Raw genomic sequence first — 18210 nt, forward strand, 5'->3', positions numbered from 1 at the left:
CCTGAATTAACCCCAGTGTAACTATGGTTTTTGACACTAAATTGACAAGTAGCTACTCGTAGCGTAGCGCTCGTGAGGGGCGCTGACTTGCAATCTTGTAGGTGACGAGCAAAACAGTAAGCCAAGTAAGCAAGATCACAAGTAGACCTGCAACTCCATAGATCCATATAGATTGACTTATTCGCTCATTAAAGCGATTAAGCCACTCACCAACTAGCCAATACGTAAGCGGGATGGCAAGTACCATACTTAGTGCAGATAACCACAAATACTCTTTAGCAACCAAGCTAATTAACCCAATACGTGTAGCGCCTAACACTTTGCGGATAGCTAATTCCTTTTCTTTGCGCAAGGTAGTAAATGACGCTAACCCAAATGTTCCGAGTAAGGTCAGAAATATGGCTAAAGGACTAAAGATAGATAGCATGGTAAGTGTGTAGAGTTCATTCTTGTGGGCCGCCAAGAACTCATCGCTGAGAGACTGAACTTCTATATCACGGCGATTGAGATGTGCTGCAAGGACTTGTTCAATTTCAGTGATCACGTTATCAGGAACAATGCCTTCAGCGATCTTTAATACCACATTTGCAGTTTCGCCATCGGCATGACCAAGCATCAATGAAGTAGGTTGTACTGCATTATTCACGGAACCAATTCTGATATCCTCAACTACGCCCACGACCTTGGCTGTCAATTTTCGCCTTGGTACGGTAACAGTGACGCCGATTACCTCATCAAGCTTCTCATATCCCGCTAAATGAGCCATTTTTTTGGTTATCAGGATAGCGACATGCGCCTCTCCATTTTGCTGTTCACGATACCAATCTCCAGTGTAATCGCGACTAAAGCCTCGCCCAGTAATCAACTTTAACCCGAGTACATCAATCACGTCATAACCCGTATTGATTACTGCTAACATGCCGTCATAGGTTTCGCCATTTGGCCAAGTGTAATGCATCCCACCGTTAATGGCGGTTGCATAATTGGTATCGCTCAATGTCCAACCAGCCACACCTGAGATCTGGCCTAACTCATCAAGCAATGCGTTACCTTGTTGCTGATAAATCAGCGCTGAGGGCAATTCTCGAATGATAATTCGCTGTGCTTTTTCGTAACCTACATCCAGCTGTTTTACCAGCATCATTTGTTGATAGATCATGCTGATAGCTGCTATCAGCCCTACGCCAATCGCACCTTGTAAGCATAAGGTTATTTTGCGGATCCTTGCTGATGAACGCCCTCGACTAAAATCGCCACTTAACACTTTTTTCGCGCCAAATGACGAGATAAATAAAGCAGGATATAGCCCAGAAAGTAGTCCAACCACTGTCAATGTAACCACAAGACCGAGCATAAATAGAGAGTCGTATACCAACGTAAGGGGCTGCGCAATGAGCGGATTAAAGTGCGGCAATGCCAACTCAACGATTACAACCCCTAAAAACCCTGAAGACAGCACAATCAGTAAAGATTCTGACAGGAATTGTGTGACGAGTTGTGACTTACTAGCACCTAACGCTTTACGTATGCCGACTTCTTTAGCGCGCTTTGCTGCACTGGCAATATTAAAGTTAATAAAATTAGCGCTGGCTATGATCACAAGTAAAATACTCAGCACAACGCTCACTTGTAGTGCCAAATAAGACCCTCCTTGCTTCATCTCTACGGTACCATTGGTGTGGAAATGCAACTGGGTCAATGGAATAAACTGAAACTGGATGTCTTTGAAGTTAGGGTTTTTAGCTCTTTTTTGCATCTCGCGCGTCATCTCTAGCGCTAACGCGTTAGGATCAGCTTCTGGCTGCAACTTCAAATACACATGACTACTAAAAGGACCGCGCTGCAATTTGGGTAAGTACATCAGCACATCAAAGTCAAAGTGTGTATTTGCTTCTAAATCCGCAAAAACAGCAGCCACTTCATAGCTTCCCCCTTCGTAAGCAAGCTGCCTACCGATAACATCTGTGTCGCCAAACAAGCGCTCTGATTCTGTCTGGCTAAGGGCAATAAGATTGGGCTGAGTAAGTGCCCGAGTTAAGTCTCCATGTAATACTGAGATATTTACAAACTCAGCCAAGTTTGGCGTCGCGACATATGCTTTTTTGAACTTAAAGCGCTGCTCTTTAATCTGCACGATATCCGCCATTGGTTGGCCACTATATTGTAACGATTCAACTCGGCTAACAATCAACAGATCTTGTATTTGACTGTGCTTTTGCATCAGCTGCGGCATTCTGGGGTCAATCGCACCGCGCACGCCCACACCGACAGAACGCAAATCTAAATGTACTCGATAAACATGATTTGCATCAGGCTGATGTTTATCAACAATCAACTGACTTTGGGCAAATAAAGCCACGATAATTGCAGCAGCAATTCCAATGCTGAAACCGATGATATTGAGCAGTGTGGGTAGCTTTTGCTTTTTACTTACCCGAATTGCTGTACTCAAATATGAAGTGAGCATAGAAGATCCTTTTTAGTTATTTTTTATAAAGGTACCCAGTACAAAGTCACTTGATTTTTCCACTCGCGATTGTGACTCACTTATAAAAATCACTGCTTGATAGCGGCATATTCATACCATTTAAAAGCAGAAATGGTCGTGCCGACATTAGCGATGAACAGACCAAGAAATAAATGATGAAAGCGGCCTAAATTAGGCCGCAATTTCTTGAGTGATTACCAATTTAATTTACTCATATCGCAAGATCAGGGACGGACGCGTACTCGCGGCTTTAAAGGCGAGGGTAGCCACAGTCAACCAGGTGATACCGGCAACCACCAAGGCTGCTGCACCATAAACCCACACAGCCTGTTCGATACGGTCATTAAAGTTTGCAAGCCAATCACCAACTAACCAATAGGTGATTGGGTAAGCAATCGCGATACTGACAGCCACTAATGTAAGGAACTCTTTAGCTAAAATATTCACAATGCTTAACCGTGACGCACCTAGTACTTTGCGCACAGCGACTTCCTTTTGACGACGAACGGTCGCAAAGGATGCCAATCCAAAAGTGCCTAAACAGGTTAAGAATACAGCTAGCGCGGTGAAGATAAGTACCACCTTAGAGATACGCTCATCACCACTAAGTACCGCCCTATAACTGTCTGAAAGTAGGTTGATCTCTGGTTCATACACGTTTGCGGTTTTTGCCAACACACTAATCAGGTCTTGTCTAATCTGTGTTAGATACTGTGGGTTAATCGTTAAGATCACTTCAGATGTTGGATTGAAATAAGTAAACCCTAATAAAAACATAATATTAGAACTCGCTTCTTGTGCATTCCCCACTTTGACGTCTGCGACGACGCCAACCACTCGCATCTCTACGTTGCGGTCAGTATCTTTGATAGTTTTGCCAATAATGTTAGCAACATTGCTGTAGCCAGCTTGCTTAGCGACCGACTCGGTAATAATGGTGCCAATTGTGGTTACGCCGTTAACTCGATTTGACCAATCACCAGCAAACTCTCGGCTAAAGTCTCGACCTGCAAGTAGCGTCAACCCTAATCCTTTGACTACCTCGTAGCTTGTGCCAATAACCGGCGTTAAGGATTGCGACTGCTCACCATTTGGCCACGTTGGTACTAGGGTGTTATTAATCGATCGAGTCAGCTGCGTATCTATTACACTGATATGTTCAACGCCCTCAATCGCCGCAAACTGCTTAACTAATGATGTTGGCGCTTTTGTAAAAGCCGCTTTAACGGGCACTTCTGAGACCACCAAACGCTGTGTGGTTTCGTAACCAAGCGGTAAATTTTGCAAATGTGCCAACTGGTACTGTAGCGTTATCGAAGCAATAATTAACCCAACCGCAAGTGCTGCTTGTACAGTTAAAAGACTTTTGCGCACCCAAATCGCGGTACTCCCACGCTGTAAATCTCCGCTTAGTACGCGTTTAGCACTAAAAGATGAGATAAAAAATGCAGGATAGAGACCCGCCAACAAACCCACGATGACGGCAACCACAACCACCACGACACTAAACATAGATGCATAATCAATACTCAGTTCGCGGCCAATTAAATTGTTGAAACTTGGCAATAGTAGCTCGACCAAAACACAGGCTATGGTCATTGCAAGCAATGACACGAGTACAGACTCAGATAAAAACTGTGCAACTAATTGCGACTTGCTGGCACCAAGAGCCTTGCGTACACCCACTTCTTTTGCACGTTTGGTCGACTGTGCAACCGTCATATTAATAAAGTTAAAGCCAGCGATAAGGATCAGCAGCACGCTTAAACCAACACAGATCATCACCACTTGCTTTGCACCACCCACTTTCATTTCAAACGGCGACTTTGCAGTAAAGTGAAGCTCCGTTAAGGGGTGTAATTGCAGCGATAAGCGACCCTTAAAATCACCGAAATAATATTTCTCCGTCAGTGTTTTTTCCAAAGCAGTAACATCTGTTTGCGATGCCAATCGTAAATAGACATAGCTAGAAGTTATATCCGTATTGACTGGATCATGCTCTACAGACACTAGGTTTTTAAAGCCAAAATGTGTGTTTTCAGGTAAATCTGTAAATACCGCACCTATCGTATATTGGCCGTTTTTATGCTGCAGAGTCTCGCCAACCACGTTCGTGCGGCCAAAAATACGCTTAGCTTCTGAACTACTTAATGCAATGCTATTCGGTACGCTCATGGCGCGACTTAGGCTACCTGCCACTGTTTTCAAATCGATGAAGTTCTCGATATTTGCAGTTGCGCCATAAAGATCATTGAGTTTAAAACCTTGATTTTTTACTGTCACATCTACTTCAGCTTCGCGAGTAAACTCCACCATCGTCAGCGCAAAAACCTCTTCAACTTGGCTATATTCAAGTGCTCGAGTGCCATTGACGTAATTAAAAACAGGAACGACCCCAAGTCCTAATTGCGAATAGTCTTGTGCAATTCGATACACACGCTCAGCATGAGGCTGTTGGTTATCGTAAGACAGTTCGTTTTTTGCAAACAGTGCAACCAAAATTGCCGCGGCTAAGCCCACACTAAGCCCAAGTACATTTAAAATAAAATGCTGTTTTTGCTGCTTAAAAGCACGCAATGCCGTTATTAGATAATTCACTACCATCGTTTATGCCACCTCTGCTTTTTGTGGTTGCACCACCGTGTTGGCTTTATCTAACATCACTTGGCCATCGAGAAGGCGTACAAGTCTATCCGCGTATGACCCCTCTTTTTCTGAGTGCGTTACCATGATCACGGTTGTGCCTTCGCGGTTTAGCTCGCGTAACATCGCCATGACTTCTTCGCCATTTTTTGAGTCCAAGTTACCCGTTGGCTCATCCGCTAAGATAAGTTTAGGGTTAATAACCAGCGCTCGTGCAACCGCCACACGCTGCTGCTGACCTCCAGAAAGCTGCTGAGGCAAGTGATCTGCGCGGTGGTCGATGGCGACGCGTTTCAAAATCGCCTCTACGCGCTGTTTGCGTTCACTTTTAGAGATGTTTTGGTATTGCAGCGGTAGCTCGACATTTTCAAACACGGTCAGCTCATCAATCAGGTTAAAGCTTTGAAATACAAAACCAATAGACGCTTTACGTAGCTGTGAGAGCTGCTTTTCGCTATAGCCCGCAATGTCAGTGCCCGCAAACTCAAACTGGCCAGAAGACGGTGAGTCCAGCATTCCAAGAATTGAAAGTAAGGTAGATTTACCACACCCTGACGGTCCCATGATGGCAATAAACTCTCCCTCATTTACAGTGAGGTTAATATCGTTTAGCGCAGTAGTTTCAACGTCTTGAGTACGGAATACACGGTTTAGGTTAGTTAGTTTTATCATTGTTATATCCTTAGAAATTGAGTTGTTGCGCTTTGTCGAAGTTGCTATAGCTTGAGGTGATCACTTGCTCACCTTGTGATAAGCCATCTAACACTTCGTAATAATCTTGATTCTTTTTACCTAAGCGAATGTCACGACGCTCGGCGGTTTTGCCATCACTTGCCAACACGTATACCCAATTACCGCCAGAACTTGTAAAAAAGGCACCGCGTTTTAGCAATAAGGCATTTTCTTTGTTACCGCCAAGCATCAGTTCTACCTCTATGCTTTGGCCGCGTTTAATGTCGCTTTGGCCGCTTGGTAATGCCACTTCTACCTGAAATTGTGATTGCGTTACACGGCTATCAATTTTGCTCACCTTGGCACTGACTAAGCCACTGTCTAACATCACATTCACTGCCATATCTGGTTGTACTTGATTTAAATAAAACTCATCAAGGCGGACAACCAACTTGTATTCATTCGGAATGTCAATTTGGCCCAACCGTGCCCCTTTACTCTTTGACTCACCGATTTCAACATCCAGCTCACTCAAGTAACCCGATACAGGGGCTTTGATCAGCAGGTTTTCGAGGTTTTTACGCGCAAATTGCAAGTTCTTCTGTAACATCTCAGCACTGTCTTCTAGCTGTTCTACTTGCACTTTACGAATTGAATTTTCCTGCGCTTGGCGCTCTAACGTCAGCTCCTTTCGGGCCTTGTAATACTGTAAATCGTCCTCGATTTCAGACAATCTGTCGGTTGCCAGCACGCCTTTTTCAACGAGTGGCTTGGATTGCTTATAACGGCGTTCCAAATGGCTAATTTGTAAGTCAATTTCTAGTAAATCACGGCGTAAATTAAGACGACTGGTCTCCATCGTCATTTGGGTGTTTCGTAGGAAGTTAAGCTGCTCTGTCACTTGTGCTTCACGGCTCATCACGTCTAGCTGTAAACTGGTATTGCTCAATCTCACTAATGGCTGACCCGCCTCAACAAATTCACCTTGCTCTACTAAGCGCTCTTCCACTTGACCACCCGCGATGGTATCTAAGTAAATCGTGGTTTTTGGTACGACTTGACCACGTAAGCTTAATGCGTCCACAAACGCCCCTTTGCTTACGGTACTCACCGTTAGGCTACTCAGCGCGAGATTTTGACTCCGACCTGAAGAGGCAGTGTTATTGAATGCCAGTGCCGCTGCTGCAATACTCAGAAGTACACCACCTGCCACTGATTTTTTAAGATGTTTTTGCAATCCTGAACGTTCTATTTTCTTATCCATAATCACGCCACTTGTTGTTAGTCGGTTAAATCGTTTTATCGAATATGTATGACTAATATCAAGCACCGTGCCAAGGTTTATTTTTTCAATAAATACAATGCATTAGTATCAAACCCTTATATTCAAAGAATAATAAGTGTCCGGAAATAGAACACATCAAAAATAACAAAGTGTCCATAAATGAACACTTTTCGTAGACGAGATCTAAACGATTGCGGTACGCTAAAAGAAAAATAAAGCGATCAGGATATGAAGCAGGAAGGCACCATATTAATTGTCGACGACAACAGCGATATATTAATTGCAGCAAAGCTTTTGCTAAAAAAGCATTACCAAACCATCATCACCACAGATAACCCCTTTGATATAGAAGCGCAGATTGCATCCCAGCAAATAGATGTGATCTTGCTTGATATGAACTTTAGCCAAGATGCCATTAGTGGCAAAGAAGGCTTTTATTGGTTAAAGAAAATTGTCGAACAAGATCCAAGCATCGTAGTATTGTTAATGACCGCCTATAGTGACATTCAGCTTGCCGTTGACGCAATAAAAGCAGGAGCAGCCGACTTTATCGCTAAGCCTTGGCAAAATGACCAACTACTCGGTGCGGTTGCTGCCGCATTTGCTCATGCCAAAGACAAACAGCAGGTTGGTAAGCTCACTCGTCAGACGCAAGGGTTAAATCAGGCACTCAATCAATCTAGTGGTAGCCATCAATTTGCTTTTTTAGGTCAAAGCCCGGCCATGCAAAAGGTATTTAGTACCATAGAACGCGCGGCGCTCACCGATGCCAATATTTTGATCACCGGCGAAAGTGGCACGGGCAAAGAGCTCGCCGCCCACGCCATTCATCAGGCGAGTATGCGCCGCGACAATACCTTTATCAGCCTAGACATGGGTTCTATCTCCGAAAGTTTGTTTGAAAGCGAATTGTTTGGTCATAAAAAAGGGGCGTTTACCGATGCGAAAAGCGATAAGGTAGGCCGCTTTGAACTCGCACACGAGGGGAGCTTGTTTTTGGACGAATTGGGCAACCTGCCAATGAGCCAACAAACAACGCTACTTGCAGCGCTACAAAATCGGCAAGTCACTCCAGTGGGTGGCAACAAGCCCATTTCAGTGGACATACGGCTTATCTGTGCCACCAACGACAATCTGCAAAAGGCGGTTGATGAAGGCCGTTTTAGGCAAGATTTATTATATCGAATCAATACCATAGAGATCCGTCTGCCACCGCTTCGCGAGCGTGCCGAGGATATTCCATTGCTCGTAAACTACTACCTCGAGCACTTTTGCCACAAGTATAAAAGGCAGCTTGAGGTAAACCCTGTGGATATGCAAAGCCTGCAAACCTACCCGTGGCCCGGCAATGTCAGGGAGCTCGCACATGCTATCGAGCGCGCGGTGATCTTAAGCGAAAGCGAGTTTTTAGATATCAGCACTGTGATTGGCACTAATCCCACAGCGGCGCAAGCCGGTAAGGAGGATACCTCGGACACCAATACACTCACTTTTGAAGGCACTTTCAACCTTGAAGAGATTGAACAACGTACGGTGCGTGCAGCGCTCAAGTATTATCAAGGCAATGTATCAAACGCTGCCAAAGCGCTCGGACTAACCCGAGGGGCGATGTATCGTCGCTTAGAAAAGTACGATTTGTAGGAAGTGAAGAAATGACACGCCTTGCTCACCACCCCACCCTTGTTTTTTTCTTTACTATTATTAGCCTAGTAATTTCCAATGGGCTCTCGCTATATTTGTATATACAAGGTGGCTTTTCGGCAACTTGGCTGTTGATCACCCTTATTACCATCGCGTTTATTTCAACCTTATACTTTCAATTTAACAAGCAAAACAAGCATATGGAGTTTGTGCTTAAATCTTTAGCCAATGGCGACAGTTCCTTAGGGCTGAGCCAACATCATCCTATGCGGCAGCACTTAGAAGAAATTAAAACGCGGATCCAAAGCGCTAGATTAACAGCAGAGCAGCAGGCTCACTTTTTACAAACCTTGTTAGTGCATATCGACTTAGCGGTTCTGGTGTTCGACAGCCAAGGCAACGTTATTGAATCAAACCCCGCGGTAACCCGTCTACTCGGTAAACCCATTAATCACAGTGGAGACTTAGACCATCTAGCGCCACTGATTAATGAATGCGATAACAGTTTGAAAACGATAGCAAACTGGCAAAATGGCGAGCAACAAGATAACTTGTCTATACAAATAACGTCGGCACAGATCCAAGGGCAAATTCGTAAAATTGTCACCTTACAATCCATTCGTGATGCATTACAAAACAAAGAGCAGCAAGCCTATAAACGCCTCACCAAAGTGCTTACGCACGAGGTGGCTAACTCTATCACGCCACTGTCATCCATTGCGCAAACCTGTGAAGGGCTATTGCCTGATACATTGAGTTTTGACGATGAAGAAGACAAACAGGACCTAGCCTTAGCACTACAAACACTGGCAAAACGCACTGAGTATTTAGGCGCTTTTATCGCTCGTTTTAGAACGGTGAGCAATTTACCAAGCCCAGCGCTGCAACCTGCCCAGCTTGCGCCGCTGGTAGAGGGCATTTATCAGTTGCATCAACAAAGCTGTCATCAAGCGAAAATAGACCTACAGCTTGATATTAGCCACTCGCAACTGGTGATGTTAGACACAGCTCAGATTGAGCAAGTGCTTATTAACTTAACCAAAAATGCCATTGAAGCGGTGCAACAGCGCAATGACGAAGACCTGCGAAACACACGCCAAGTGGTGTTAAAGACCGGCGCGAATAACGCGGGCCAGCACTATATAGAAATAAGCGACAATGGTCCTGGCATCGCCGAACATGTCGTAGACATGATTTTCGTGCCGTTTTTTACCACTAAAAAACAAGGATCAGGGATCGGCTTAAGTCTCTCCAGGCAAATTATGATTAATCATGGCGGTGACTTAATTTATCTTAGGCGCGAACAAGGCGCATGCTTCAGATGCGTGTTTGGTTAACTAACTTGAGCTTTGCTTAGGGGCTTATCTTTAGTTCAAGGCAAATAAGACTAGAGGCTAGGTCTAGCCTTGAGGATTTGTGAACTTATAAAAAATCGGTAAACTAGAAGTATCTAATTTAGGAAAAGTTCGTGCACACCGTATACAAAGCTATTCTTACTATTACCGGAGTTGGCTGGACTGCCGTCATCATATTTTTAACCGCTATCGACCTGCTGCACGATTGGGTTGAAGTAGAAAGTGAACGGCTGAATAACCCTATCTGGTGGGCCTTGCAGGAGTGGGGACTTTGGTATATTTACACACCAATACTCTTCTTATGGCTAAATGAACTCAGTCAACAGAATAAGGTATGTTGGCGCGATTACCTTGTTTGCTGCTCGGCTTTATTCGTGCTGAGTATGTCTATACAAGCCGGATTCGACTACCTCGTTTATCGAGATGATATTCCCTATACCTTGTATTATTTTGCGCCATTACATCCGCTGGTGATCTACGTATGTTTTATGATTTGGTACAAGTTTATCCGTATTGAAACCAGCGAAGAAAACAATAGCGCCATGATAAACCAACGCTTACTTGTGGATTTAGGCGGCGATAAATCATTTATACAGATCAAAGACATCGTGCACATCGTGGCCGCCAGAAACTATGTTGAAATTCACACCGAGTCACACCAATACCTCAAGCGAGCAACCCTATCTCAGTTTGAGGCCATGCTGCCAACCGATATGTTTGTGCGCACCCACCGCTCTTATTTGGTTAACCTGGCCTATGTTGAACGTATCATCACCAAAGCTTCTGGTAATGCCATCATCAAGTTATCAACGGGCGCGCAAATTAGCCTGAGTAAAGGTTACAAGAAAGCACTAAAGTCACGCTTTGATATGCTTTCTCAAGCTGCATAACACCAGCGAGCGATGTGAACCCGCTCACGGTTTCCCGTCGATCCGTCCCATAGAACCACCTTACGTACCTAATAATTTGTTTTATCTGCTTTTTTATTTTTAATAGCGCAATGGAGAGCTTTTTATTCAAAGAGGAACAATGACACGATTTCATCCCTCCACGGCGACCTATTGCACCTTAATGAGCGTCATAAGCAGCGGCGTTTACGCCAATATGGATAACGCAAAACCGAGTATTTATGCTGGAAGTTCACTGCAACAGTTTGCAGCACAAGATGCACTTGCAACCATCGAGCGCTTACCGTCATTCACACTCATAGAACAAAGTGGTGAGCGCGGCCTAGGTGGCAGTTCAGCCAATATTTTATTAAATGGCATGGAGATCCGCGTAAAGTCTGGATCGGTCTCGGAGTATTTAAAACAGCTTCCCGTTGACCAAATCGCTGCGCTAGAAGTGTACCTAAACCACCACCCATTCCCTTCACTTAAGCAATACAATCAAGTTGTTAACATCATTCGTGATGAAAAAACCAATGCCTATAATTGGCAACTAGGTAGTGCACTCAACGCCAGCTCCTCGATTGGCATCACGGCAATGGCAGGGTTTATCTTACCTAAAGGGCAGTGGACGCATAGTGGCCATATTCAAGCTCAGGATGAGCCATTTAAAAGTACCAATAAAGGTCAACTGTTTGCGTCTAGTAACACACTCGAAGAAAAGAGCGAAGAAACATTTAAAGAGCAAAGTGAGCGAATAACGCTCTCACTTACCAGCCACAAAACCATTCAGGATGGTGCCTTAACGCTCAATGTTCAGGCTGTAAAAGACAACTTGCAGTCGAAATACGAATGGCTGTACCGCACGCCAACTTCATCCAGCGATGTTGAATCTGCGTTTTCGCAAGAGCGCGGCAAAACAGACACTAGCGAAATGTCTATCGATAGGCAGTGGCAAGGTCAGCGCTGGAGCACACAACTTACAGGCTACTACTCAAAACAAAAGAATGAGTTGCACATGCTTGATGGTCTCTCTGCGCAACTTTCAACACCGAGCTTTACACAGTATAAGCGTACTGACGAGCGAGTAATTCGCCTGATGGTAAACGACGCAGTCTCGGAGTACGGTCTTGAGGCCAGTATCAATCGAGTAAATGCCAACACAATATTGCCCGAGGAGCAGTTACACAGCACGATAAAAGAGCTAAGTATTGAGCCCTTTGCTGCTTTTACTTGGTCACTTTCACCAAAATGGCAGTTATACAGCAAACTGGCAGCTGAGCAGGCTACACTTTCGACCAACAGTAGTCAGAGTGAAGATATTCAGCATCTCATCGCCAAGCCGTTGATGCGATTAAATTATGACGCAACAAAACACATTCAGCTTACAACCACCTTAAAGCATGAAGTGGAACAGCTCGATTTTTCACTTTTTTTACCAGAGCTCAACGCAGGATTTGGCCGCTTACAGTTTGGCAACCTGGAAATAAAGCCAATGCAGTACACTGAACTTGCACTGCAAATTGATATTGAAGAAGGTGAAAGATGGCGTTTTAACGTTAAGCCTTTTTATCAGTGGCAAAAAGATGTGCATGAATATCAGCAAGATAATCGAGGTGAAAGCATAGTTGCAAACGCAGACGGTGCCGCGCTTTGGGGGCTAGATGGTGCAGTTAATCTAGACTTATCAAGCTGGATCAACAACAGTCAGCTCAATCTTGATTATAGTTATCGGGACGCATCATACCGTGACGTGCTCACAGGAAAACGTGCAATCAACGGAACTGTTCCACATTGGGCTAGTGTGCAATTTCGACAAAGCTTTAATCGTTTTTCTTGGAGCGCAGAGATTTCCAGTGGGGATAGTTATCGCGAATATTATCCCGATGAGCAATTTATTGAATCAGGCTCATTGCAATTGACTTTGCAAGCACAGCTTCAAGTAAGCCAACGCGTTAAGCTCAACTTAGAAGCTTCGCCACTCACGTCTAGATACGAATATCGACGCTTGTATTACAACGCCTCACGGGCGGGCAGCGTAAGTGCCGTGGAAACGATTCGTGAGCGTGTACCACCAGAGTTTGCGCTCACGCTAAGCGGAAATTGGTAGGCCGATACTAATCGTGCCTACCGACTTTAGTGTCCTGACTAGGGTCTGTTTATCTTTCAAGTTTGTTTTTGCAGCAGTTTGATTGGTATTTATACAAGGCAGAGCCGGCGTAGCATAGTTATTCTATGTGAGTCAGGCGATAACACAGTAGAAATGCCAATCAAGCGCTGCCCTTTGGGTTCACCTGAGTGCGCTTTGTTCATTGTTGCTCAACTTTTGCCTAGATTACTAGCTGGCAAGTCGAGCGTCGCGACTAAAACACACTCAGGAGAACAAAAGTCAAACAGCAAAGGTCAACAGGCCCTAATATCGTTCTAAATGATTGAGAATATGTGGAAAAACATCTACATCAGCCTGACGCCCAAAGATACAATCTATGTGCGCGTAATTGGGGATCACCTTACGCGTAAATTGCTCATCACCAAAGGCAAGACAAAGACGTTCATAAGTTTTTTTCGTGCTCTCAGGTAAATAACATTCGTTATCTGCTCCGCTAATAAACAGCGTTGGCACGTTTAATCGGTTGATGTGTGGTAGGTAAACGTCCTTACCATCTGCATCAACCAGTTTTCCTGCGCGACAAATTGCAGCAAGGTGCTCAAGGGTTTGAATATTGGCTTCGGCAAATAGTTCATCAATATGCTCATGCAGCAAATCGGTTAACTGATCATGACGGTATAAGGAGGCGTACATAAAGGTCACGCGATGGCAGCTATCATTGTTGCATCGCCCCTGAGCTTCGGCGAGCGCGTACAAGCCTAGCGCCTTATCATACAAAGAGGCAAGGCCATTGCTCTGCTGTGGTACTCGCGCCGTTAGCGAGTCTACGCCCAGCCTTTCTAAAAATGAAGGGAGGTGTAAACCTGTCTTCATTTTCGTCGCCATCGGCACCACGACGTCCGCCGCAATTTGTGATGCAACAACACTGCGAACGCCTGTAAGGCCACTAAGCATAGACATAAAGAAGGTTGTAGCGCCATAGCAATGTACTACCGCCTGAATACTATCCGCTCCAGTAATCGTACGGATTTTATTCACCGCAGCAGGATAATCGTATTTCGCTACCTGATCGCCATTTGATTGCTTTGCGGCAGCAGGCAACAAAATGCTGACTCGATAATCCAATAGCCACACGTCATATTGGTTGGCGACGAGGTACTCAACTAAGTTGGTATCTATCATGTCGGTGGAAAAAATACTCGACGCAACACCCAACCCATGCACTAACATAACCGGGCCCTTGTCACCTCCCCGATACCGAGTCAGCGATAGCTGCACATGATCTGCTGTATCAAACAAATATACTTCAGGTGTGGGGGCCCTTAGCGGCCGTTTTTTGCGCACCAATTCACCACTGTGCGTTCTTTCTTGGTAAAAAATACTGCCGTAACTTTGATATAATGTGCCCGCAAAAAACTGCCCAAAGCGCGCGATGGCTTTTAAGCGAGCCGCTTTACTCTCGGCATGACTCACACGAATAGTGGCAAGCTGCGTTACAAAATCAATCGGCGCTATCTTCATAATACCGTGGCCACATACCGCCCCTTGAGTATCTTCTCCTTCATAAATATCAACAAATAAGGTTGTAGTATCATCCCAAAGATCAAGTGAGTGAGGGTCGTCTTTGATTAACTTAAAGGCATTAAAGAAGTACTGCTTGCCATTCTCCGCTATTAAATTCATTTTATAGATCATCTTACGGGTATTTGGTGGAAAAGCCTGACGCTCAAACAAACGAAACTCACCATTGCGAACGGTCAGTGGTTTATCAGAAAGCACATTACACTCAACGCGACCCGAAATCTGCGCTTTATGTTGTGGGTCGGTCAACATCACCTCTAGATCTGTCGAGGTGACCGTCAACACAAACGACAGCGTTTGGTTTGTTTCTTGACCCTGCTTATAGGCAGCCAAGTAGGTTTGTAAAGAGGCAGAGCTTGGCTCTATCACGCGGCTAAAATAGCCCTGCATTCGCTCTGTAAACGCCAACCCCGTTGTAGTCGGCTCTGCGGTACGGGAACGGCTTGACGGCAACTGATAGTCAATTAGCCAATTACGGTCCTTGGCGATAAGCGCACAGCAGCGCTCCGCCAATGCACTTATCGTCAGTAGCGGATTGACGGCAAGCGACGTTGGAATGATGGCACCATCTGACACATAGAGCGAGTCGTAGCAGGCATCCCCTCTGCCATAAACACTTGCCCTTTATGGTTCACCACTCCTTCGGAACCCGTCTCAGCAAGCCGGCAGCCACCTAAAGGATGAACTGTAACCAAGCGATTATTCAACCACGGTGACCAAATCGGGTTTTTGACATAGGTGCCACCGAGCGCTTCTGTTGCTTGAAGCAGCTTTTCACTCGCGTTTTGAAAATTAGGCTGAGATCCTAACTCTGGCCAACGGATTTTCAACTTGTCTTGCTCTAAAGTTATAACACCTTGACCATCATCATGGCTCATTACTAAGTAGGTCTGAGTGTGTTTTACCGCACCATGATAAGCGCCTCGCCATTGGCTTTGCCATACTCTCGCCTGCTCCTCCAAAGCATCATGAAAACCGTGATCCGTGTCGAGCCCAACTACACCCGCAGCACTTGCAAGCGCAGTTGGTAACACTCCCGCCATTGCACCGGGTAAACTTCCCTCTTCAATAATCATTTGCTGCGCACGTTCGCTCGCTTCACGAAGATCGATTGCACTGGTGATACAAGGTCCTGTAGGCGCTTTGCCTTCTGGCTCTAGATTACCAACCCCAACACCATCGATTTCGCTGTCGCAGTTATAGCCAAAACCCAACATATCGCCATTACCAGTAAAATGCTGTCCAAGTTGCGAAGAGATAGCCAAACCGCGACTTTGACTACGCAATAAAATTTCATTACTGCCCAGCGTGCCTGCTGCCACGATCACAATATCCGCCTCAACAAATAACGGGGCTGCAGAAAAGCATTCTGCGCCGGTTCCCATGTCTTGGTAAAACACCCGCCAACCGGAGTCTGTTTTCTCAAGGTAACGCACACTGGCCTGACAATAGATTTCTGCACCATGATTCCAAGCATCCGGTAAGTAGTTCATTCGAGTGGTATTTTTGGCATTGAAATTACAACCAGACACACAGTCCCCGCAGTTAGTACATGCTTGCTGCTCAACGCCCACATGGTTAATCCCACCGTCAGGCGTCGCAAAACAAACATTAATTGGCACTTTATTTAAGGGCGCTTCCAATGCATTTGCCGACTGCTGGTGAGCCTTCAGTTTATTCAAGGTTGGGTAATCTTCAGGGTATAACGAAGGTTTAAGCATCTCCCGAGCCCGCATAAATCCTTCGACCAACAAACCATCCTCATCATCTCTAATCGCGTGTGGCCATGCTGAATCTTTCAATACTGCATCCACTGGGGGCAAAGCAACATTGGCATTGATAAGAGAGGTGCCACCTAAACCACAACCGACGACGACATTCTGTTCACGGTGCATATGAATATCAAATAATCCCAAATGAGAGCCCTTGTGTCCTGTTTGGCTATTAAACTGCAACTCACCAGCGGCCTCCAATTCGGTATCAGGAAATTCTCCCGTTAAAAACTCGCGCCCTCGCTCAAGTAGGCAGACTGATTTTCCGGCTCTCGCCATACGTGACGCAGCGATAGAACCGCCATAACCACTACCAATAACCAGTACATCGTAATGCGGCTGAATTGCCGCCAGAGGTGAAGAAATTGGTTTCATTTGGATGATTCCCTCTTCTTATTTGTGCTCACCACCTTACCCGTGGCGATGCTATCCGTGAAGTATCCTCCATTGGAGGCATACTGACCCTAGCAATAAGAGTAGAGCATTTATTGCACAATGGTGCAGTACACAGGTTAAATAATCCGGTAGATCAGTGGCAGCAATAACAAACATCCCATCCCCCAAAGAATTTTATTATTTGTCAGCAAAGCCTTGCGATACCCCATCACCAACCCAAGAGAACCCAACTTTGGCACCAGCCAGAACAGCAACCCAGAAAATAGCAGTGTTCCTGTGATCACCAAAAACCCCTCAAACACACCACCGAGTTGATAACGACTAAGCCAAAGCGCTAAGGCAATAATCACGCTTTGATGCCAGAGATAAATGGGAAACACCGCTTTATTGAGTCTCGTAAGCAGCGGATGAGGACGGTTAAGATAACGCGCCGCTAATGCTAATATTAACAACACCATGCACACGCGCTGCAACACCAACACAAGACCCCCACCCCACGTAATGAAGGTTGTGCGTGTGTCTTGCTGCAACCAGTAAAAATGATATAAAAGCATAATAATCATGGCGTTGACTGCACAAACCCACAGCAGCACTTTACCTTGCCGAGTAAGCCAAGCCCAAAACCGATTATGCTTAGCCAGCAGATAGCCTGCGAGCAGAAAAACAACCCCCTGAAATTCTCTTTTACTATCGCCGTCTAACGCTAACTGAGCCCAGAGTAAGCTTGCAACAGCCAGCACGCTTAGCGCGTAAGTTGACCAACGTAAACTGATAAAATGCCGGATCATTACTTGAAGCTTAGAATTAAAGACGATATGCAACACAGCAAGGAGCAAAGTAAAACGCCATAATTCTCGCAAATACCACAAGTGATTGACATCAACATGGGGCCAAATACCGCTTTGATACCGACTAAACAAAGGGCTGTTAAAATCAATAAACTGCTTGTAAAAGTCAACATACCCAAGCGTTAATCCAGCATTTTGCTGCATCTCAGCGTACAGTTGCACGGGCACAACAATCCATATGCCAATTAATAACGGGAGCAAGAGCAAAGGCGTACGAAAGAGCATTGTTGTGTATGCACCTTGTTTATCAAAAATATATCTAAGTGCAACACCCGAGATAAACCAGATAAGCAACATTCGCCATGGTGAGATCAGTAACATCAGATATTCTAGCCAAACCGAGGTATAGGCACTCTTGTAGTGAAAACCCCAGTTAGGTACATATAACATGGCAGTGTGATAAAAAATGAGTATCGTAAATGCAATCACACGCAGCCAGTCTAGCTCTATTCGCCGATTTAAATGCTCCATCTTATTTTCTTTTTGACAGTAAACTTATCCTTAGCGTGCACCAATACAGCGCACAAACAAG

11 protein-coding genes are annotated in these 18210 nt (G+C 45.1%); 4 read left to right on the plus strand and 7 right to left on the minus strand.

Annotation, left to right across the window (positions count from 1 at the left end; all coding sequences use genetic code 11):
• Positions 1–52: 52 nt before the first annotated feature.
• The 4 genes from B1L02_RS18005 to B1L02_RS18020 form a co-directional block, all read right to left on the minus strand.
• Positions 53–2467: an FtsX-like permease family protein gene (locus B1L02_RS18005; RefSeq protein WP_088532123.1), complete on the minus strand. Its 2415-nt coding sequence runs from the start codon at positions 2465–2467 to the stop codon at positions 53–55.
• A gap of 228 nt (positions 2468–2695) precedes the next feature.
• Positions 2696–5092: an ABC transporter permease gene (locus B1L02_RS18010; protein WP_088532124.1), complete on the minus strand. Its 2397-nt coding sequence runs from the start codon at positions 5090–5092 to the stop codon at positions 2696–2698.
• A 3-nt stretch (positions 5093–5095) separates the two neighbouring features.
• Positions 5096–5803, minus strand: coding sequence for an ABC transporter ATP-binding protein (locus B1L02_RS18015; RefSeq protein ID WP_088532125.1), 708 nt, complete (start codon positions 5801–5803; stop codon positions 5096–5098).
• 10 nt (positions 5804–5813) lie between these two features.
• Positions 5814–7067 carry an efflux RND transporter periplasmic adaptor subunit gene (locus B1L02_RS18020; protein ID WP_088532126.1) on the minus strand — a complete coding sequence of 418 codons (1254 nt, stop codon included), beginning with the start codon at positions 7065–7067 and terminating at the stop codon, positions 5814–5816.
• 249 nt (positions 7068–7316) lie between these two features.
• Between B1L02_RS18020 and B1L02_RS18025 the strand changes: the two genes are divergently transcribed.
• From B1L02_RS18025 to B1L02_RS18040, 4 genes are all read left to right on the plus strand, one after another.
• The gene (locus B1L02_RS18025) at positions 7317–8729 is read left to right on the plus strand and encodes a sigma-54-dependent transcriptional regulator (RefSeq protein ID WP_088532127.1); all 1413 of its coding nucleotides are present in this window, start codon (positions 7317–7319) and stop codon (positions 8727–8729) included.
• An 11-nt stretch (positions 8730–8740) separates the two neighbouring features.
• On the plus strand, positions 8741–10066 hold the full coding sequence (locus B1L02_RS18030; protein WP_088532128.1) for a sensor histidine kinase: 1326 nt from the start codon (positions 8741–8743) through the stop codon (positions 10064–10066).
• Positions 10067–10197: 131 nt separating this feature from the next.
• On the plus strand, positions 10198–10974 hold the full coding sequence (locus B1L02_RS18035; RefSeq protein ID WP_088532129.1) for a LytR/AlgR family response regulator transcription factor: 777 nt from the start codon (positions 10198–10200) through the stop codon (positions 10972–10974).
• Between the two features lie 181 nt (positions 10975–11155).
• Complete coding sequence (locus tag B1L02_RS18040; RefSeq protein WP_232003114.1) at positions 11156–13081, plus strand: TonB-dependent receptor; 1926 nt, start codon at positions 11156–11158, stop codon at positions 13079–13081.
• A gap of 303 nt (positions 13082–13384) precedes the next feature.
• On the opposite strand, the gene B1L02_RS24620 is transcribed toward B1L02_RS18040, so the two are convergent.
• The 3 genes from B1L02_RS24620 to B1L02_RS18050 form a co-directional block, all read right to left on the minus strand.
• Positions 13385–15238: a lipase family alpha/beta hydrolase gene (locus B1L02_RS24620; RefSeq protein WP_232003115.1), complete on the minus strand. Its 1854-nt coding sequence runs from the start codon at positions 15236–15238 to the stop codon at positions 13385–13387.
• Complete coding sequence (locus B1L02_RS24625; protein WP_232003116.1) at positions 15187–16809, minus strand: GMC family oxidoreductase N-terminal domain-containing protein; 1623 nt, start codon at positions 16807–16809, stop codon at positions 15187–15189. The genes B1L02_RS24620 and B1L02_RS24625 overlap by 52 nt, the downstream gene beginning before the upstream one ends.
• A gap of 137 nt (positions 16810–16946) precedes the next feature.
• On the minus strand, positions 16947–18149 hold the full coding sequence (locus B1L02_RS18050; RefSeq protein ID WP_088532131.1) for an acyltransferase family protein: 1203 nt from the start codon (positions 18147–18149) through the stop codon (positions 16947–16949).
• Positions 18150–18210 lie beyond the last annotated feature (61 nt).

The organism is Pseudoalteromonas piscicida, assembly GCF_002208135.1.
GTDB lineage: Bacteria > Pseudomonadota > Gammaproteobacteria > Enterobacterales > Alteromonadaceae > Pseudoalteromonas > Pseudoalteromonas piscicida_A.